A 16,070-nucleotide genomic window follows, 5' to 3' on the forward strand; every position below is an offset into this window, starting at 1 on the left:
TATTGCTGCGGCGCGGCAAGTCCATGCAGCGAACGCAAAATCAGCCCGGTCAGGTGGCCGTCTGATCGGCAATCCGGCCGAGAGATTCAACACGGCCAAGCACTTCAAGGACTTCGAAGATCCCCGGTGATGTCGTTGTGCCGGTCAATGCAGCACGCAGAGGTTGGGCAATCTTGCCAAGCTTGAGCGAGATCTCCTCGGCATAGGCTTTCACGACGCTTTCCAGCGTCGGCGCGGACCAGTCGTCGATCGCTTCCAGCCGCGGCAGAAGGTCGCCAAGGGTGGCCCGCGCTTCCTCGGTCAGCAGGGCATCGGCCTTCTCGTCGATGGCCAGCGGCCGCTCGGCAACCAGGAATCCGGCGCGATCGATCAGGTCGATCAGCGTCTTGGCCCGATCCTTCAAGAGCGGCATCGCCTTGCGCAGGCGGCCGAGGCGTTCCTCGTCGAGTGTGGCGCCGAACGCATCGCCATCCGGCAGGTGCGGCAATTCCTGAATCAGCGTCGCCAGCAGGTCCGCGTCATCCTTTTCCCGAATGTACTGGGCGTTGACGTTTTCCAGCTTGGCGAAGTCGAACCGGGCGGCGCCGCGGCCGATGCCGTCGAGATCGAACCAGGCGATCATCTCGTCGGTCGACATGATCTCGTCGTCGCCGTGGCTCCAGCCGAGTCGCACGAGATAATTGCGCAACGCCTCCGGCAGGTATCCCATCGCCCGATACGCCTCGACGCCGAGCGCGCCGTGTCGCTTCGACAGCTTGGCGCCATCGGGGCCGTGGATCAGGGGGATATGCGCAAGCTCGGGCAGGGTCCATCCGAGCGCGTCGTAGAGGATCTTCTGGCGTGCGCCATTGGTCAGGTGGTCGTCGCCGCGAATGATGTGGGTCACGCCCATGTCGTGGTCGTCGACGACGACCGCCAGCATGTAGGTCGGCGTGCCATCCGATCGCAGGATGACGAAGTCGTCGAGATCGGCATTCGGAAAGGCGACGCGGCCCTGGACATGGTCCTGGATGATGGTCTCGCCGTCCTGCGGCGCCCTGATGCGAATCGACGGGGTGACGCCGGCGGGCGCCTCGGAAGGATCGCGATCCCGCCACCGGCCGTCATAGCCGGCCGACCGACCCTCGGTCCGCGCGGTCTCCCGCATTTCCTTCAACTCTTCGGCCGTCGCATAGCAGCGGTAGGCCATCCCCCGGGCGACCAGATCCTCGGCGACTTCGCGATGCCGGGCCGCGCCGGCGAACTGGTGGACCGGCTCTCCCGACCAATCCAGCCCGAGCCAGGTCATGCCCTCCAGGATCGCGGCAATCGCGGCGTCGGTGGAGCGCTCGCGATCCGTATCCTCGATGCGAAGGAGCATCTTGCCGCCGGTGTGCCTCGCGTAAAGCCAGTTGAACAAAGCCGTTCTGGCGCCACCGATATGCAGGTAACCGGTGGGTGAGGGAGCGAAACGGGTAACGACGGGGGTGGTCATGGTCTGTTCATCTGGCCTTTGAAATCCGCGGCCCGTGTAGCACATGCCGCCCTGCCGTTGTCAGGACAATTCCGGTCAAGGTCGTGCATTTGGCCCATTCCGACAGGAAAACTTGGCGTTTGCGCGGGGATTTGGCACATAGGCCGCAGCACACGGCCGGGCGTCTCGTCGGGCCGGAACAGGAACGCATCAATGTCATCGACCGAAACGCCACCGGAAGCCGGACACGACTTCATTCGCGACATCGTTCGTCGCGACGTCGAAGCCGGCAGGACCCGCGAAATCGTCACCCGGTTTCCGCCGGAGCCCAATGGCTACCTCCACATCGGCCACGCCAAGTCGATCTGCCTCAATTTCGGGGTCGCGGCGGAATTTGGCGGCCGATGCAACCTGCGCTTCGACGACACCAACCCGACCAAGGAAGAGCAGGAATACATCGACGGTATCCAGCGCGACGTCCGTTGGCTGGGTTTCGACTGGGGCGACAGCGTCCGCTACGCGTCGGACTATTTCGAGCAGCTTTATGCCTGGGCGATCGAACTCATCCGCGCCGGCAAGGCCTATGTCGACGACCAGACCCAGGAAGAGATGCGCGCGGCCCGCGGCACGCTGACCGAGCCCGGCACCGCCAGCCCGTGGCGCGACCGGCCGGTTGACGAGAATCTCGACCTGTTGGCCCGGATGCGCGCGGGCGAATTCCCCAACGGCGCCCGTGTGTTGCGCGCTAGGATCGACATGGCCTCCGGCAATATCAACCTTCGCGACCCGGTCCTCTACCGGATCCTCCACGCCAGCCACCCACGCACCGGGACCGACTGGTGCATCTACCCGAGCTACGATTTCGCCCACGGCCAGTCCGACGCCATCGAGGGCGTCACGCACTCGCTCTGCACCCTGGAATTCGCCGATCACCGGCCGTTGTATGAGTGGCTGCTGGCGAACCTGCCGGTGCCGTCGGAGCCGCATCAGTACGAGTTCGCTCGGCTGAACCTCACCCACACGCTGCTGTCGAAGCGCGTCCTCACCGAGTTGGTGCGCGGCGGGCATGTCAACGGTTGGGACGATCCGCGCATGCCGACGCTCGCCGGCTATCGCCGTCGCGGCGTACCGCCCGAGGCGATCCGTGACTTCATCCAGAGGATCGGCGTCGCCCGTGCCGACAGCATGGTCGATGTCGCCATGTTCGAAGCCGCCATCCGCGACGCGCTCAACGCGAGCGCGCCGCGTCGCATGGCCGTTCTGAACCCGCTGAAGATCGTCATCGAGAACTATCCCGAAGGTGAGACCGAGGAACTTGAGGCGGTGAACAACCCCTCGGACCCTGCGGCGGGGTCCCGCCCGGTGACCTTCGGTCGCGAGATCTATGTCGAGCGTGACGACTTCATGGAAGATCCGCCGAAGAAGTTCTTCCGCCTCTCGCCCGGCCGCGAGGTTCGCCTCCGCTACGCCTATTTCGTCACCTGCAAGGAGGTGGTGAAGGACGCCGACGGCGAGGTGGTCGAACTGCGCTGCACCTATGACCCGGAGACCCGGGGCGGCAACACGCCGCCCGACGGCCGCAAGGTCAAGGCGACGCTGCACTGGGTGTCGGCGGTGGATTCCGTGCCGGCCGAGGTCCGTCTCTTCGAGCCGCTCTTCACCGATCCGGAGCCCGACGCCGGGTCCTTCGCGACGGGCCTCAATCCGGACTCGCGCCATGTCCTGCAGGAATGCCGTCTTGAACCGGCAATCGTCGAGGCGAACAGCGACGCACCGGTCCAGTTCGAGCGCCTCGGCTATTTTGTCCGCGATCCCGATTCGACCGCCGACCAGCCGGTATTCAACCGGACCGTCGGCCTGCGCGACAGTTGGGCAAAGGCGGCTGGAAAATAACCTGACGGTGCAATTCTCATGGGCTGCTCGCTGATGTAGCATCCATGGTCGGGGAGGGGGCACCTCCGGCCATGAGCGATCTGCAGCGCGAGACGAGACAATCCGGACGCATTGGGCGCCCGCGCCGTCTCGTCGTGCCCGGCGGAGGGCGATACGCCCATGGGCTCGACGCGTTCCGGCTCTCGCTGGCCGCGACATTCGAGCGCGAGATGGAGGCAGGCCGGGGCTTCCTGTGGCTTCCAGTTCTTTTCGGCGCCGGCATCGTCATCTACTTCGCGCTGCCGGCCGAGCCTTCCGGACTGGCGCTGGCCGTCGTCTCGGCCTTGCTCGCCGTCGCGGCTTGGCGAAGCCGGCAACGCATCGCGGTCTTCAGGCTGCTCGCCGCGCTGACTGCCGTTGCCGCGGGATGCGCCGTGATGAAGGCGCGCACCGATATCGCTGGCGCGCCCGTCATTCCCCGTGAGATGACGACAACTGTCACCGGCTGGGTCGCAGAGCGTGAAGCGGCCGCCCGGGGCGGGGCGCGGGTGCTGCTGCGCGTCGACGGCATCGACAAGGTGGCGAAGAAACAGGCGCCGGAGAATGTCCGGATCACCATCCGCAGCAAGGCCGATACGATCACCGTCGGCGATGCGCTGACCGTCCTTGCCCGGATCAGGCCGCCCAGTGGCCCGACGATTCCCGGCGGCTACGATTTCGCCCGCGCCGACTACTATGCCCGTGTCGGCGCTGTCGGGTTTGCCTACGGAGCCGCGAAACCCGCCGATATCGGCGACCCGCCCTTCGGCATCCGGCTGGCGATGCCCGTTGCCCATGTCCGGCAGGGGATCCGCGACCGTATCGTTGCCGCACTCCCGGGCGACAATGGACAGATCGCCGCCGCGCTGGTGATGGGCGACCGCCGGGGCATATCCGAGAAGACGCAGGAGGCGATGCGCGCCTCCGGACTGGGACATATCCTGGCGATCTCCGGCCTCCACATGGCGCTGGTCGCCGGTTCCGCCTTCTGGGTGATCCGCGCCTTGCTGGCCCTGTCGCCGTCGCTGGCGATCAACCGGCCGATCCGCAAATGGGCGGCGGGCGGTGCGCTTCTGATCGCCGCGGTCTACCTCGGGATCTCCGGGGCCGGCGTCTCGACCCAGCGGGCTTTCGTCATGCTGGCGGTGATGCTTGTCGCGGTGATGATCGACCGCCGGGCGATCTCCCTGCGCAATGTTGCGCTGGCGGCATTGATCGTTCTGCTCATCGAACCGCAGAGCATCCTGACCGCCAGCTTCCAGATGTCCTTTGCCGCAACGCTGGCGCTGGTTGCTGGCTATGAGGCCATTCGCGCCAATGCCGACCGGCGGCTTCGCCTGGCCGGTTTGGCCGACCGGGGGATAGGCGCGCGTCTGGTGGTTTCCGCCCGGGGGCTCTTCCTGACCTCGCTGATCGCCGGCCTTGCGACCACGCCTTTCGCCGTCTACCACTTCCAGCGGGCCGCGCCCTTGACCCTCGTCGCCAACCTGCTGGCGATGCCCGTCGTCGGGCTGATTGTCATGCCGATGGCCTTCTTCTCGGTCCTGCTGATGCCCTTCGGTCTTGAGTCCCTGCCGCTCACCGTCATGGGGTGGGGGCTGGACTGGATCGTGCTGGTCGCGCGAACCACCGCCGACTGGTCGCAGGACTGGGGCGGCATCCCGATGGCGCCAGCCGCCGCGTTGCTGCTGTTGGTTGCTGGCTTTCTGTGGACCTCGCTGTGGCAGGAACGATGGCGCCTGTTCGGCCTGGTGCCGTTGATCGCGGCCATTCCGATCGCCTTCATCGCACCGCGCCCAGCTATCCTGATCGATCCGAACGGCACCACCGCCGCCGTCAGGGGAGCCGACGGTCGCTTCGCAATCATCGGCCTGAAGGCCAACCGCTTCGCCGCCGGGACATGGCTGCGGGCCGATGCCGATCCGCGACCGGCGACAGATGAAGTAACCGAAGGGGTTCCCTGCGATCCGGTCGGCTGTGTCGCGACCCTGTCAAACGGGATGATCGCCGCCGTCAGCCTGAAACCGGCGGCCTTCGCTGACGATTGCCGATTGGCACAGGTCGTCATCAGCCGCTTCGCGACACCGGCGCGCTGCAACGACGTCGCTACCGTCATCGATGGCGACGACCTGAAGCGCGGCGGGGCGCACGCCCTCTACCTCCATTCGGATCAGGGTGGCGAGCCGGCGTTTCGAATAGAAACCGCATACCCCGCAACCCGCCGGGCCTTCATGCCGCCCGCGCCTCAGTAGCGGCGCAGCAGTCCGACCAGCTTGCCCTGGATGCGCACGCGGTCCGGCCCGAAGATCCGGGTCTCATAGGCCGGGTTGGCGGCCTCAAGCGCCACCGACGCGCCTTTGCGCCGCAGGCGCTTCAAGGTTGCTTCCTCGTCGTCGACGAGGGCGACGACGATATCGCCGGTCTCTGCCGTGTCGGACTTGCGGATCAGCACCGTGTCTCCGTCGAGAATGCCGGCCTCGATCATCGAGTCGCCGCGGATGTCGAGGGCGAAATGCTCGCCCGGTGACAGCATGTCTGGCGGGATGGGAATGGAGTGGCTGTGGGTCTGGATCGCCTCGATCGGCGTACCGGCCGCGATCCGGCCCATCACCGGGATCATCACAGGGTCCGTGCCTGTCCCATCGTGACTGACAGGCTTCACCCGGCCGAGGCTTCCCTCGATGACGCTGGGGGAGAAGCCGCGGGGCCTCTGGGCCGCCGGTGTTGACGCTTCCGGCATCCTCACGATTTCGATCGCCCGCGCCCGGTTCGGCAGGCGACGGATGAACCCACGCTCCTCAAGCGCCCGGATCAGACGGTGAATCCCCGACTTGGACCGGAGGTCGAGCGCGTCCTTCATCTCGTCGAACGACGGTGGAACGCCTGATTCCTTCAGGCGTTCGTGGATGAACATCAGGAGTTCATGCTGCTTGCGGGTGAGCATCGGCTTGTCCGGTACATTTCGAGCACAGAAGAATCAAGTACAAAACACGAACAAAGTATCCTGTTCTATATGTGTTCCGCAACACTGAATATTCCGTAAAGCCGGCTCGTTGGAGAATTCCCTCTGAAGTCCGGGTGTTGCCGGCGATGACAGCGCCTTCGGCTTCGCCTGTCGCCGGTTTGTTCCTGCCCGTCATGCGTGCGTCGGACAAGACTGCGCCGGAATCTTGCGAGCCGGTTCAGCGCAACCGAATGATGTGGCAGGCGTCGCCGGCCCTGGCGGCAGTGGCTCCGGGCGCCCGGACCAGCAGGCAGTCAGCCGCCGCCAGTGTGGAGAGCATGGCGCTGTCCTGGATCGGCAAGGGCGCCACGAGCGGCAGGCCGGAATGGCCGGCCGCGATGGTGGCGCGGACGTAGTCCTGGCGACGATCGTTGGCCGGTATGTCGGCGGCCAGAACAGCCGGTTCGCTCTGATCGCCATGGGCATGGCCAAGCAAGGCATGAACGAGAGGCCGAAGGAAAAGCAGGCCGCAAACGAAAGCCGACACCGGGTTGCCGGGGAGTCCCAGGACACGTTGCGCGCCGAGGCGGCCATACATCAGGGGCTTGCCCGGCCGCATGGCGATCCGCCAGAAGTCCAGCGTCATGCCGCTCGTTACGAGTGCTTCCTTGACGAGGTCGTGGTCGCCGACCGAGGCGCCGCCGATGGTGACCAGGATATCGGCGGGGAGGGCCGCGGCACGGGCGATGGCATCCCCGATGGCCTGCCGGTCGTCAGCGACGATGCCGAGATCGATCGCCTCGCCGCCGCAGGAGCGGATCATCGCCGCGAGGCCGACTGCATTGGAGGAGATGATCTGGTCGGGTCCCGGCATGTCGCCGGGCGGCACCAGTTCGTCGCCGGTTGCAATCATTGCCACCCGTGGTCGACGGCGCACCGGGACGGTCCCGTGTCCCATCGCGGCGGCGAGCGACAATTCCCTTGCGCCGAGGCGGGTGCCGACGGCGATCAGCGTATCCCCGGCGGCGAAATCGAGCGCCGCCCGCCGAACATGCCGACCGGCCGACACCGGTTCCCGGACGAGAATAGTGGTCGCGTCGATCCGCTCGGCGTTTTCCTGGATCAGGATCGTGTCGGCGCCGATGGGTACGGGGGCGCCCGTGAAGATGCGCACCGTCTCGCCGGCTGACACCTGGCCGGCAAAGCCATGCCCGGCCGCGGCCGTTCCGATGACGGTCAGCCGCATGCCTTCTGTCGCGTCTTCGGCCCGCAGGGCGTAACCGTCCATGGCCGAGGCGGGGAAGGGCGGTTGCGACCGCTTGGATGCCAGGTCTTCGGCGAGCGTTCGCCCGTCGGCTTCGTCGAGCCGCACCGTCTCGGCCGCCAGCGGCGCGGAGGCGTCCCCGAGAATCCGGGCAATCGCCTCGTCGACCGACAGCAGGCTCATGGCGTCGTCGCCTGCCAGTCGCCGGAGCGTCCACCGCGCTTCTCGACCAGCCGGATGCCTGTGATGACCATGCCGCGATCGACGGCCTTCGCCATGTCGTAGATGGTCAGGCAGGCGACCGAGACGGCCGTCAGCGCTTCCATCTCGACGCCGGTCCGGTCGGCGACCTTCGTCGTCGCCCGGACGCGCACGCCCGGCAAGGCGTCGTCAGCCTCGATGTCGACCGTCACCTTCGACAATCCGATCGGATGGCAAAGGGGGATGAGTTCGTGGGTTTTCTTGGCCGCCATGATCCCGGCTATGCGGGCGGTGCCGATGACGTCGCCCTTCTTGGCGTCGCCGGACCGGATCAGGTCCAGCGTTTCACGGCTCATCACTACCGCGCCTTCGGCGACGGCGGTTCGCTCCGTTACCGGCTTGGCCGATACGTCGACCATGTTCGCCGCGCCGGCCTTGTCGAGGTGACTGAGCCCTTGTTCGCTCATTCAAGATCCAGCCGCATGAAGGCCCGTCGCTCGACCTCCAGTCCGTGCTGCTTTTCGAGCTTGTGCAGGATGTGAAGCGCCGGGGTCCATTCGGCCCGGCTGAGATAGCGGAAGCCGAGTTGCTCGTAGAGCGGGCCGTTCCACGCGACGTTGTGGAAAGTCGACAGGGTCAGGGCATTGACGCCCTCGGCACCGGCGAAGCGCGAAGCCTCCTCGATCAGCATGCGGCCGATACCCTGGCGTCCGTACTCCTCGGCGACCGAGATTTCGTAGATATGCGCGGCCTTGTCGAGCAGCCCGACGAGAATGAAACCGACCGGATAGTCGTCCTCCGGGCGAGCGGCGACAAAGGCTCCACCAAAGGCCGCAACCGTGCCGATGAACTCGGGGTCGGTCGGCTCGGCCTCGGCGATCGACTGCATGCCGATTTCGACAAAGCGCTGTGCCGCGCTCCGCTCGACATCGGCCAGAAGGTCGGCCTCGTCGAAATTGACCGGGCGGATGTTGAATTCCATGGCGTTCAGGCTCCCACCGTCGTGCCAAGCAGGGTGGCCGTGGCGGAGGCCACGTCGTCCTGCCGCATCAGGCTCTCACCGACGAGGAAGGCGCCGATGCCGACTTTCGCCAGGCGGTCGATGTCGGCTGGCGTGAAGATGCCGCTCTCGCCGACGACCAGCCTGTCGTCGGGAATCGTCGGGGCAAGACGCTCGCTGACAGCCAGTGACGTCTCAAAAGTCCGCAGGTCGCGGTTGTTGATGCCGATCAGGGGCGACGCCAGGGTCAACGCGCGCGCCAGTTCGGCGGCATTGTGCACCTCGACGAGGACATCCATCCCCAGTCCGTGCGCGGCGGCTTCGATGGCGCCAGCGTCAGCGTCGCTGACCGCGGCCATGATGATGAGGATGCAATCCGCTCCCATCGCCCGCGATTCATGGACCTGGTACGGCTCGTAGATGAAATCCTTGCGGAGCACCGGAAGGCTGACATTGTCCCGGGCGGCGATCAGAAAGTCCGGCGCACCCTGGAAGAACGGCCCGTCGGTCAGCACCGACAGGCAGGTCGCGCCGCCGATCTCATAGGCCCGGGCCAGCGACGGCGGATCGAAGTCGGCGCGGATCAGTCCCTTCGACGGGCTGGCTTTCTTGATCTCGGCGATCAGCGCCGGCCGGCCAGCGTCGACGGTCTTGCGCAGCGCCGCGGTGAAGCCGCGCGGCGGCGGCGCGGCGCGGGCCCGTCGCTCCATCTCGGCCGGCGCGATCGCGTCCTTGGCGGCGGCGATCTCGGCGCGCTTGCTGGTTTCGATTGTGCGGAGGATGTCGGTCATGGCCCTAGCCGTTCGATGCCGCGACGAGCCGGTCAAGTCGCTCCCGCGCCTTGCCCGTATCGATCGCTTCCGCCGCCTTGGCGACACCGCCAGCGAGATCGTCCGCCAGCCCCGCGACGACAAGCGCCGCGCCGGCATTGAGGAGGACGGTGTCGCGGTAGGCGCCCGTCGCGCCTTCGAGAACCTGCCGCAGCGCCTCGGCGTTATGCGCGGCGTCACCGCCCTTGATCGCCTCGACAGGCGAGGGCGACAGGTCGGCATCCTCCGGGCGGATGGTGAAGACCGTGACCGTGCCGTTTTCCAGCGAGGCGACCTTTGTCTCGCCCGATGGCGAGATTTCGTCGAGCCCGCCATCGCCATGGACGACCCAGGCGCGCTCGGCGCCGAGGCTCCCCAGCACGTTGGCGAGTGGCTCGACCCAATCCGGCGAGTAGACGCCGAGCAGGTAGCGCTTGACGCTCGCCGGGTTCGACAGCGGTCCGATCAGGTTGAAGATGGTCCGGAAGCCGAGTTCGGCGCGCACCGGGCCGACATGCTTCATCGCCGCGTGGTGGGCCGGCGCGAACATGAAGCCGATGCCGGCGTCGCGCACGCATGCCCCGATCTGGTCGGGCGTCAGCTCGATGTTGACGCCAAGCGCCGCCAGCGTGTCGGCGGCGCCGGACTTCGAGGTGAGGGCGCGGTTGCCGTGCTTGGCCACCGGTACCCCTGCGCCCGCCACGACGAAGGCCGCGGTGGTCGAGATGTTGTAGCTGCCCGAGGCGTCGCCGCCGGTGCCGACCACGTCGATCGCATCGGCCGGCGCGGCGACCGGCGTCATCTTGGCCCGCATCGTCGATACCGCGCCGGCGATCTCGTCGACGGTCTCGCCGCGCAGGCGCAACGCGGTGAGGAAGGCGGCGATCTGCGGCGGGCTCGCCTCGCCCGACATGATGATGTCGAAGGCGTCGCGCGACTCCTCGCGGCTGAGCGTTTCGCCCGCCGCGACCTTGCCGATGGTCGCTTTCAGGTCAGGCATCTTTCCTCCTCAGGCGACCGAACGCTCGACACGATGCGTGGCGTTCCACGCCGCCGCGATGTCGAGGAAGTTCTTCAGGATCCGGTGGCCGTGCTCGGAGGCGATCGACTCGGGATGGAACTGCACGCCATGCACCGGGTGGGTCTTGTGCATCGCCCCCATGATGACGCCGTCATCGGCCGTCGCGGTCACCTCCATCACCTCCGGCATGCTCTCCGGCGCGATGGTCAGCGAGTGGTAGCGCGTCGCCTGGAAATCGTCGTTGATGCCGCGAAACACCGACTGGCCGGTGTGGTGGATGGTGCTGAGCTTGCCATGCATCAGGCTCGGCGCCCGTACCACCGTGCCGCCATAGACCTGGCCGATCGCCTGGTGACCGAGACAGACGCCGAAGATCGGCAGCTCCGCCCCGACCCGCTCGATCAGCGAGAGGCAGATACCGGCTTCGTTCGGCGTGCAGGGCCCGGGCGAGATGACGATCGCCTCCGGGTCCATGGCAACCGCCTCGTCGACGGTGATCTTGTCGTTGCGGCGCACGGCGAGCTTCGCCCCCAGCTCGCCGAGAAAATGGACGAGGTTGTAGGTGAAGCTGTCGTAGTTATCGATGACGAGGATGGTCATTGTCCGACCCTCATTGTCCTCTGCCGACGCCGGACGCGAACCTTACCGCTTCTTCGGCCGCGCGGAAAAGGGCGCGCGACTTGGCGACACATTCGGCATGCTCCTTCTCCGGCACGGAGTCGGCGACGATGCCGGCCCCGGCCTGCACATACATCTTGCCGTCCTTGATGATCGAGGTCCTGAGGATGATGCAGGAATCCATGTCGCCATTGGCGGTGAAATAGCCGACGCAGCCGGCATAGATGCTGCGCTTTTCAAGCTCGAGTTCGTCGATGATCTCCATCGCCCGGACCTTGGGCGCGCCGGATACAGTGCCGGCCGGAAACCCTGCCGCGAGCGCCGACAACGCGTCGTGCTCGGGCGACAGCTTGCCCACCACGTTCGAGACGATGTGCATCACGTGGCTGTAGTATTCGGGGAAGAACTGCCCGGTGACCTCGACGCTGCCGATCTCGGCGACGCGGCCGACGTCATTGCGGCCCAGGTCGAGCAGCATCAGGTGCTCGGCCCGTTCCTTGGGGTCGGCGAGAAGTTCCGCCTCCAGCGCCTTGTCCTCTTCCGGATTGCCGCCGCGCGGCCGGGTCCCGGCGATCGGCCGGATCGTCACCTCGCCGTCGCGGACCCGCACGAGGATCTCGGGGCTGGAGCCGGCAACGGCGAAATCGCCGAAGTCGAGGTAGTAGAGATAGGGCGACGGGTTCACCCGGCGGAGCGCCCGGTAGAGCGCAAAGGGGGGCAGCGAGAAGGGGGCCTCGAACCGCTGGGAGAGCACCACCTGGAAGATGTCGCCGGCGGCGATGTAGTCCTTCGCCCGCGCCACCATCTCGAGGTAGCGTTCGGGCGGCGTATTGGAGACGACCGGCATGTCCGGATCGACATCGACGGCCTCGAAGGACTTGTCGAGCGGCATGTCGAGGGCTTCGACGACCTCGGTCAGCCGGTCGATGGCACGGGCGTAGTCGGTGGCGGGACTGACGTCGGTGGACGGTCGGACCGGCGTCACCACGGTGATCTCGTCACGAACGGAATCGAATACGACGATCACCGTCGGCCGCAGGAGGATGGTGTCGGGGAAACCCAGCGGATCCGGGTTCGGCGACGGCAGCTCTTCCATCTGCCGCACCATGTCGTAGCCGAGATACCCGTAGATTCCGGCGGCCATCGGGGGCAGGTCCTCGGGAAGTTCGATCCGGGACTCTTCGATCAGGCCGCGCAGTGCCGTCAGCGGCGGCTCCGGCAGCGGCTCGAAAACATCCGGCGTCGTGCGGGCGTTGCGATTGATCTCGACCCGCTCGCCGAAGGTACGGAAGATGAGGTCTGGTTCGATTCCGATGATCGAGTAGCGGCCGCGCACCGCGCCGCCTTCGACCGATTCAAGCAGGAAGCAGTTGGCCCGCCCGGCCGACAGCTTCAGCATCGCCGAAACCGGGGTTTCGAGATCGGCCACCAGCCGCGTCCAGCAGACCTGCGCCTTGCCGGCGCCGTGGACGCGCGCAAAGTCCGTTTCTGCGGGTTCGACCAGCATCGGCTTTCATGTCCGCCCGGATCAGACGCCGGGATCGGTCGCGCCGATCAACTGCTGCAACGTCGCCTGGTTGACCGAGACGCCCAGCCGATCCTGCAACTGGGCGATATACTGCTGGAGGAGATCGTTGGTGAGGTCGCCGGACAGGCGCTGTTCGGTCTCGGCCATCTCCGGCGCGCCGGAGAAATACGGCGGCACGGTCACGTCCGTGACGACCAGGACGATCTTGGCATCGTCCGCACCCGGGGCGACCCCGGCATAGCCTTTCGGGCCGTTGAAAGCCTCCTGGATCGCCTGGGCGGTCAGGGCGCCCGATGCCTGGGTGGAGCGCTTGATGGCGTCCGCGGTCGCGGGCTCGACACCGATCTCGGTCGCCACGTCATCGATGGCGTCGCCACGGGCGAGCCGGTCACGGTTCTGCTCGGCAAGTTCGGTCAGCTTTTCGTCGACCTTGGCCGTCTTGAAGGCGGTGATGACCTTCTCGCGGACCTCCGACAATTCGCGGTCGCGGTCGGCGCTGACCGCCGTGACGTCATACCAGACGTATCCGCCCTCGATCGGGATCGCGTTGTTCTCGAGGCCGACATCCGACTCGAAAACCGCCGAAACCAGCTCGTTTCCGCCCGGAAGATCGGCAATCGCGACGCCGTCGACGTTGTTGCCGGTCGCGTCGATACCCGGATAGGTGACCAGCTTGAGGCCATAATTCGAGGCGATTTCCTGGAGCGTCGCGCCGCCGGCACGGGCATCCTCGATCACGTCGAACTGGTCGGTGATCTCCTGCGCGGCGCGGGCCGCGGCCAGTTCCTGCTTGATCTCGGCCTTGGCGTCTTCGAAGCTGGTGACGACCTCGGGCTCGATGGCGGTCACCCGCACGATGACCGGTCCGAACCGCCCTTCGACGATGCCGCTGACGCTGCCCTCGGTCAGCGAGAAGGCGGCCTCGGCGACGTCCGGGTCGGAGATCTTGTCGCGGGTGATCAGGCCGAGGTCGACATCCGCGTCCGTCAGGCCGCGATCGGCCTTCAACGCGTCGAAGGTCTTGCCATCGGCAAGCGCCGATGCGGCTTCGGTGGCGTCCGCCATGTCCTTGAAGACGATCTGCTCGACCTGCCGGCGTTCCGGCTCGGTAAAGCGCGTCGCCAGTTGGGAGTCATAGACCTTCTGGGCTTCTTCGTCGGACACATCGCCGGTATTGGCCATGTCCTCCGGCGTCATCCGGACGACGCTGACCGAACGAAGCTCAGGCGTCCGCCAGTCGCTCTTGTTCTCGTTGAAGAAGGTGGTGAGTTCGGTCTCCGTCGGATCGGCGACCGCGCCGACCTGATCGGGCGTCAGCACCAGATAGGCGATGCTCCGCTCTTCGTTGAGATAGTCGTGGAAGGCCCGCAGATAGGCATCCGGCGGCTCCATCGCGCCGACGACGGCCGATGCAAGCTGCTGGCGAACGTAGCTTTTCTGGAGCTCGGCAACGAACTGATCCTCCGTCATCCCGGCATTGTTGATCACCTGGATGAAGCGGTTGCGATCGAAGCTGCCGGTCGGACCCTGGAACGTCGGGTCGTCCTTGATCTGCGTGGCCAGTGTCTCTCCCGAGACGCCGAGGCCCAGCGTGTCGGCTTCGTCATTGAGGGTTGCTTCGGTGACCAGTCGGCCGAGGACCTGGCCCGGGATTCCGAAGAGCCGCGCCTGCTCGTCAGTGACCGCCTGGCCGATCTGCTGGCCAAGCCGGCGCTTGGCGAGATCGTATTCGCGGAAGAATTGCTGGGCCGAAACATCGGTCTTGCCGACCGTGGCGACGGTGTCGCCCTGGAAACCGGTCAGGAAACCCGAGACCCCCCAGACGGCGAAACTGACCACCAGAAGGGCGATGAACAACTGGGCGATCCAGCCCCCGGCGCCTTTGCGCAGCGCATTAAGCATCGGTATTCCTTACAAATCGGCGGCACACGATCCTCGCGCGCCGCCCCCACGAATTCGGCCGGATAATAGGCAGGGCTCCGATCCGCCGCAAGGCGAGCGCACTTTGAATTCCCGCCGGATTTTGATACCGCTCCCGTCATTCCGAAAAGGGGAGCTTCGAAATGGCCGTCAACAGGCCGCTGATCGCGGGCAACTGGAAGATGAACGGGGTGAGGGCAAACCTCGCTGAAATCGATGCGTTGGTTGCCGGAATCGCCGGTGCGGACTGCGATGTCGCCATCTGTCCGCCAGCCACGCTGATCTCGGAGGCAGCCGGGAGGGCCGGGGATTCGGGCCTGATGATCGGCGGTCAGGACTGCCATACCGCCGCCAATGGCGCCCATACCGGCGATACCGCCGCCGAAATGATCGCCGATGCCGGCGGCAAGCTGGTCATCGTCGGCCACTCGGAGCGCCGCGCCGACCATGGCGAAGGCGACGCCCTGGTGCGCGCCAAGGCGGAAGCCGGCTGGCGGGCCGGGCTGCTGGTCATCCTGTGTGTCGGCGAGACCGAAGCGCACCGGCGTGCCGACCAGACCCTCGACGTGCTTTCCCAGCAGCTTGCCGGCTCGGTGCCGGACGGCGCCACGGCCGACAAGCTGGTCGTTGCCTATGAGCCGGTCTGGGCGATCGGAACCGGGCTGACGCCATCAAATGATGACATCCAGGCGGCCCATGCCCATATACGCGGCGAACTGGTTGCTCGCCTCGGCCCGGAAGCGGCTGGAATCCGACTTCTCTACGGTGGTTCGGTCAAGCCGGGCAATGCTTCGGAAATCCTGCCGTTGCCGGATGTCGATGGTGCATTGGTTGGCGGAGCAAGCCTCAAAGCCGCCGATTTCCTAGGTATTATCGCGGCGGCCGGATAACGCAGGCAAGCGGGTGGCAAGGCAGAGCGGCTTCGTGTACAAGGCGCTGACTTCAAGGACAGTTTGATCAATGGAAACCGTAATCATCGTCATTCACCTGATGGTGATCGTGGCGCTTATCGCAGTGGTCCTCCTTCAGCGCTCCGAAGGTGGTGCGCTGGGAATTGGTGGTGGTGGCGGCGGCAACTTCATGTCGACCCGCGGCCAGACCAACGTTCTGACGCGCACGACCGCAATCCTTGCCGCCGCGTTCTTCGCGACCTCGATCGCGTTGACGATCCTGTCGCGGTACCAGGCAGGCCCCGCCTCGATTCTCGACAACGTCGAGTCGACCCCGGCGCCGATCAGCACCGAGGACACCGGCGGCGGTTCCGACGGTTCCGGCAGCGGCACGTCAGGACCGGGCATTCTCGACGAATTGCAGGCGATCACGCCGGTTCCGACCGGGGAATCCGACGCTCCGGCCGCGGATCCTGCCAGTCCGCAGGTCCCGACCGACTAGTGTCGACAC

The 16,070-nt window shown here is 66.3% G+C and carries 14 protein-coding genes; 4 read left to right on the forward strand and 10 right to left on the reverse strand.

Features of this window, described 5'->3' with window-relative positions; translation table 11 throughout:
* Positions 1-49 precede the first annotated feature (49 nt).
* Positions 50-1,474 carry a glutamate--tRNA ligase gene (gene gltX, locus BLT60_RS04845; RefSeq protein WP_090875110.1) on the reverse strand — a complete coding sequence of 475 codons (1,425 nt, stop codon included), beginning with the start codon at positions 1,472-1,474 and terminating at the stop codon, positions 50-52.
* Between the two features lie 192 nt (positions 1,475-1,666).
* On the opposite strand from gltX, the gene BLT60_RS04850 reads away from it, so the two are divergent.
* Positions 1,667-3,346: a glutamine--tRNA ligase/YqeY domain fusion protein gene (locus BLT60_RS04850; RefSeq protein ID WP_090875111.1), complete on the forward strand. Its 1,680-nt coding sequence runs from the start codon at positions 1,667-1,669 to the stop codon at positions 3,344-3,346.
* Positions 3,347-3,417: 71 nt separating this feature from the next.
* The gene (locus BLT60_RS04855) at positions 3,418-5,616 is read left to right on the forward strand and encodes a ComEC/Rec2 family competence protein (protein ID WP_175478294.1); all 2,199 of its coding nucleotides are present in this window, start codon (positions 3,418-3,420) and stop codon (positions 5,614-5,616) included.
* Here BLT60_RS04855 and lexA read toward each other — a convergent pair.
* From lexA to BLT60_RS04900, 9 genes are all read right to left on the reverse strand, one after another.
* Positions 5,610-6,308, reverse strand: coding sequence for a transcriptional repressor LexA (gene lexA, locus BLT60_RS04860; RefSeq protein WP_090875113.1), 699 nt, complete (start codon positions 6,306-6,308; stop codon positions 5,610-5,612). The genes BLT60_RS04855 and lexA overlap by 7 nt on opposite strands.
* A 238-nt stretch (positions 6,309-6,546) precedes the next feature.
* On the reverse strand, positions 6,547-7,755 hold the full coding sequence (locus BLT60_RS04865; RefSeq protein ID WP_090875115.1) for a molybdopterin molybdotransferase MoeA: 1,209 nt from the start codon (positions 7,753-7,755) through the stop codon (positions 6,547-6,549).
* Positions 7,752-8,240 (reverse strand): cyclic pyranopterin monophosphate synthase MoaC, encoded by a 489-nt coding sequence (moaC, locus tag BLT60_RS04870; protein WP_090875117.1) that lies wholly within the window; start codon positions 8,238-8,240, stop codon positions 7,752-7,754. Before moaC ends, BLT60_RS04865 begins: the two co-directional genes overlap by 4 nt.
* Positions 8,237-8,755, reverse strand: a complete 519-nt coding sequence (locus tag BLT60_RS04875; RefSeq protein WP_090875119.1) for a GNAT family N-acetyltransferase — start codon at positions 8,753-8,755, stop codon at positions 8,237-8,239. The genes moaC and BLT60_RS04875 overlap by 4 nt, the downstream gene beginning before the upstream one ends.
* A gap of 5 nt (positions 8,756-8,760) precedes the next feature.
* Positions 8,761-9,564 carry an indole-3-glycerol phosphate synthase TrpC gene (trpC, locus tag BLT60_RS04880; protein ID WP_090875120.1) on the reverse strand — a complete coding sequence of 268 codons (804 nt, stop codon included), beginning with the start codon at positions 9,562-9,564 and terminating at the stop codon, positions 8,761-8,763.
* Between the two features lie 4 nt (positions 9,565-9,568).
* Entirely contained in the window at positions 9,569-10,582 is a 1,014-nt protein-coding gene (gene trpD / locus BLT60_RS04885) for an anthranilate phosphoribosyltransferase (protein WP_090875122.1), read from the reverse strand.
* Between the two features lie 9 nt (positions 10,583-10,591).
* Positions 10,592-11,203: an anthranilate synthase component II gene (locus BLT60_RS04890; RefSeq protein ID WP_090875123.1), complete on the reverse strand. Its 612-nt coding sequence runs from the start codon at positions 11,201-11,203 to the stop codon at positions 10,592-10,594.
* A 10-nt stretch (positions 11,204-11,213) separates the two neighbouring features.
* Positions 11,214-12,728 carry an anthranilate synthase component I gene (trpE, locus tag BLT60_RS04895; protein WP_090875125.1) on the reverse strand — a complete coding sequence of 505 codons (1,515 nt, stop codon included), beginning with the start codon at positions 12,726-12,728 and terminating at the stop codon, positions 11,214-11,216.
* A gap of 21 nt (positions 12,729-12,749) precedes the next feature.
* The gene (locus tag BLT60_RS04900) at positions 12,750-14,651 is read right to left on the reverse strand and encodes a peptidylprolyl isomerase (RefSeq protein WP_090875127.1); all 1,902 of its coding nucleotides are present in this window, start codon (positions 14,649-14,651) and stop codon (positions 12,750-12,752) included.
* 161 nt (positions 14,652-14,812) lie between these two features.
* Here BLT60_RS04900 and tpiA point away from each other — a divergent pair, with 161 nt between their 5' ends.
* Both tpiA and secG read left to right on the forward strand, forming a co-directional pair.
* Positions 14,813-15,559, forward strand: coding sequence for a triose-phosphate isomerase (tpiA, locus tag BLT60_RS04905; RefSeq protein ID WP_090875129.1), 747 nt, complete (start codon positions 14,813-14,815; stop codon positions 15,557-15,559).
* A gap of 70 nt (positions 15,560-15,629) precedes the next feature.
* Positions 15,630-16,061 carry a preprotein translocase subunit SecG gene (secG, locus tag BLT60_RS04910; protein ID WP_090875131.1) on the forward strand — a complete coding sequence of 144 codons (432 nt, stop codon included), beginning with the start codon at positions 15,630-15,632 and terminating at the stop codon, positions 16,059-16,061.
* The last annotated feature ends 9 nt before the right edge of the window (positions 16,062-16,070 follow it).

Source organism: Bauldia litoralis (assembly GCF_900104485.1).
Lineage (GTDB): Bacteria > Pseudomonadota > Alphaproteobacteria > Rhizobiales > Kaistiaceae > Bauldia > Bauldia litoralis.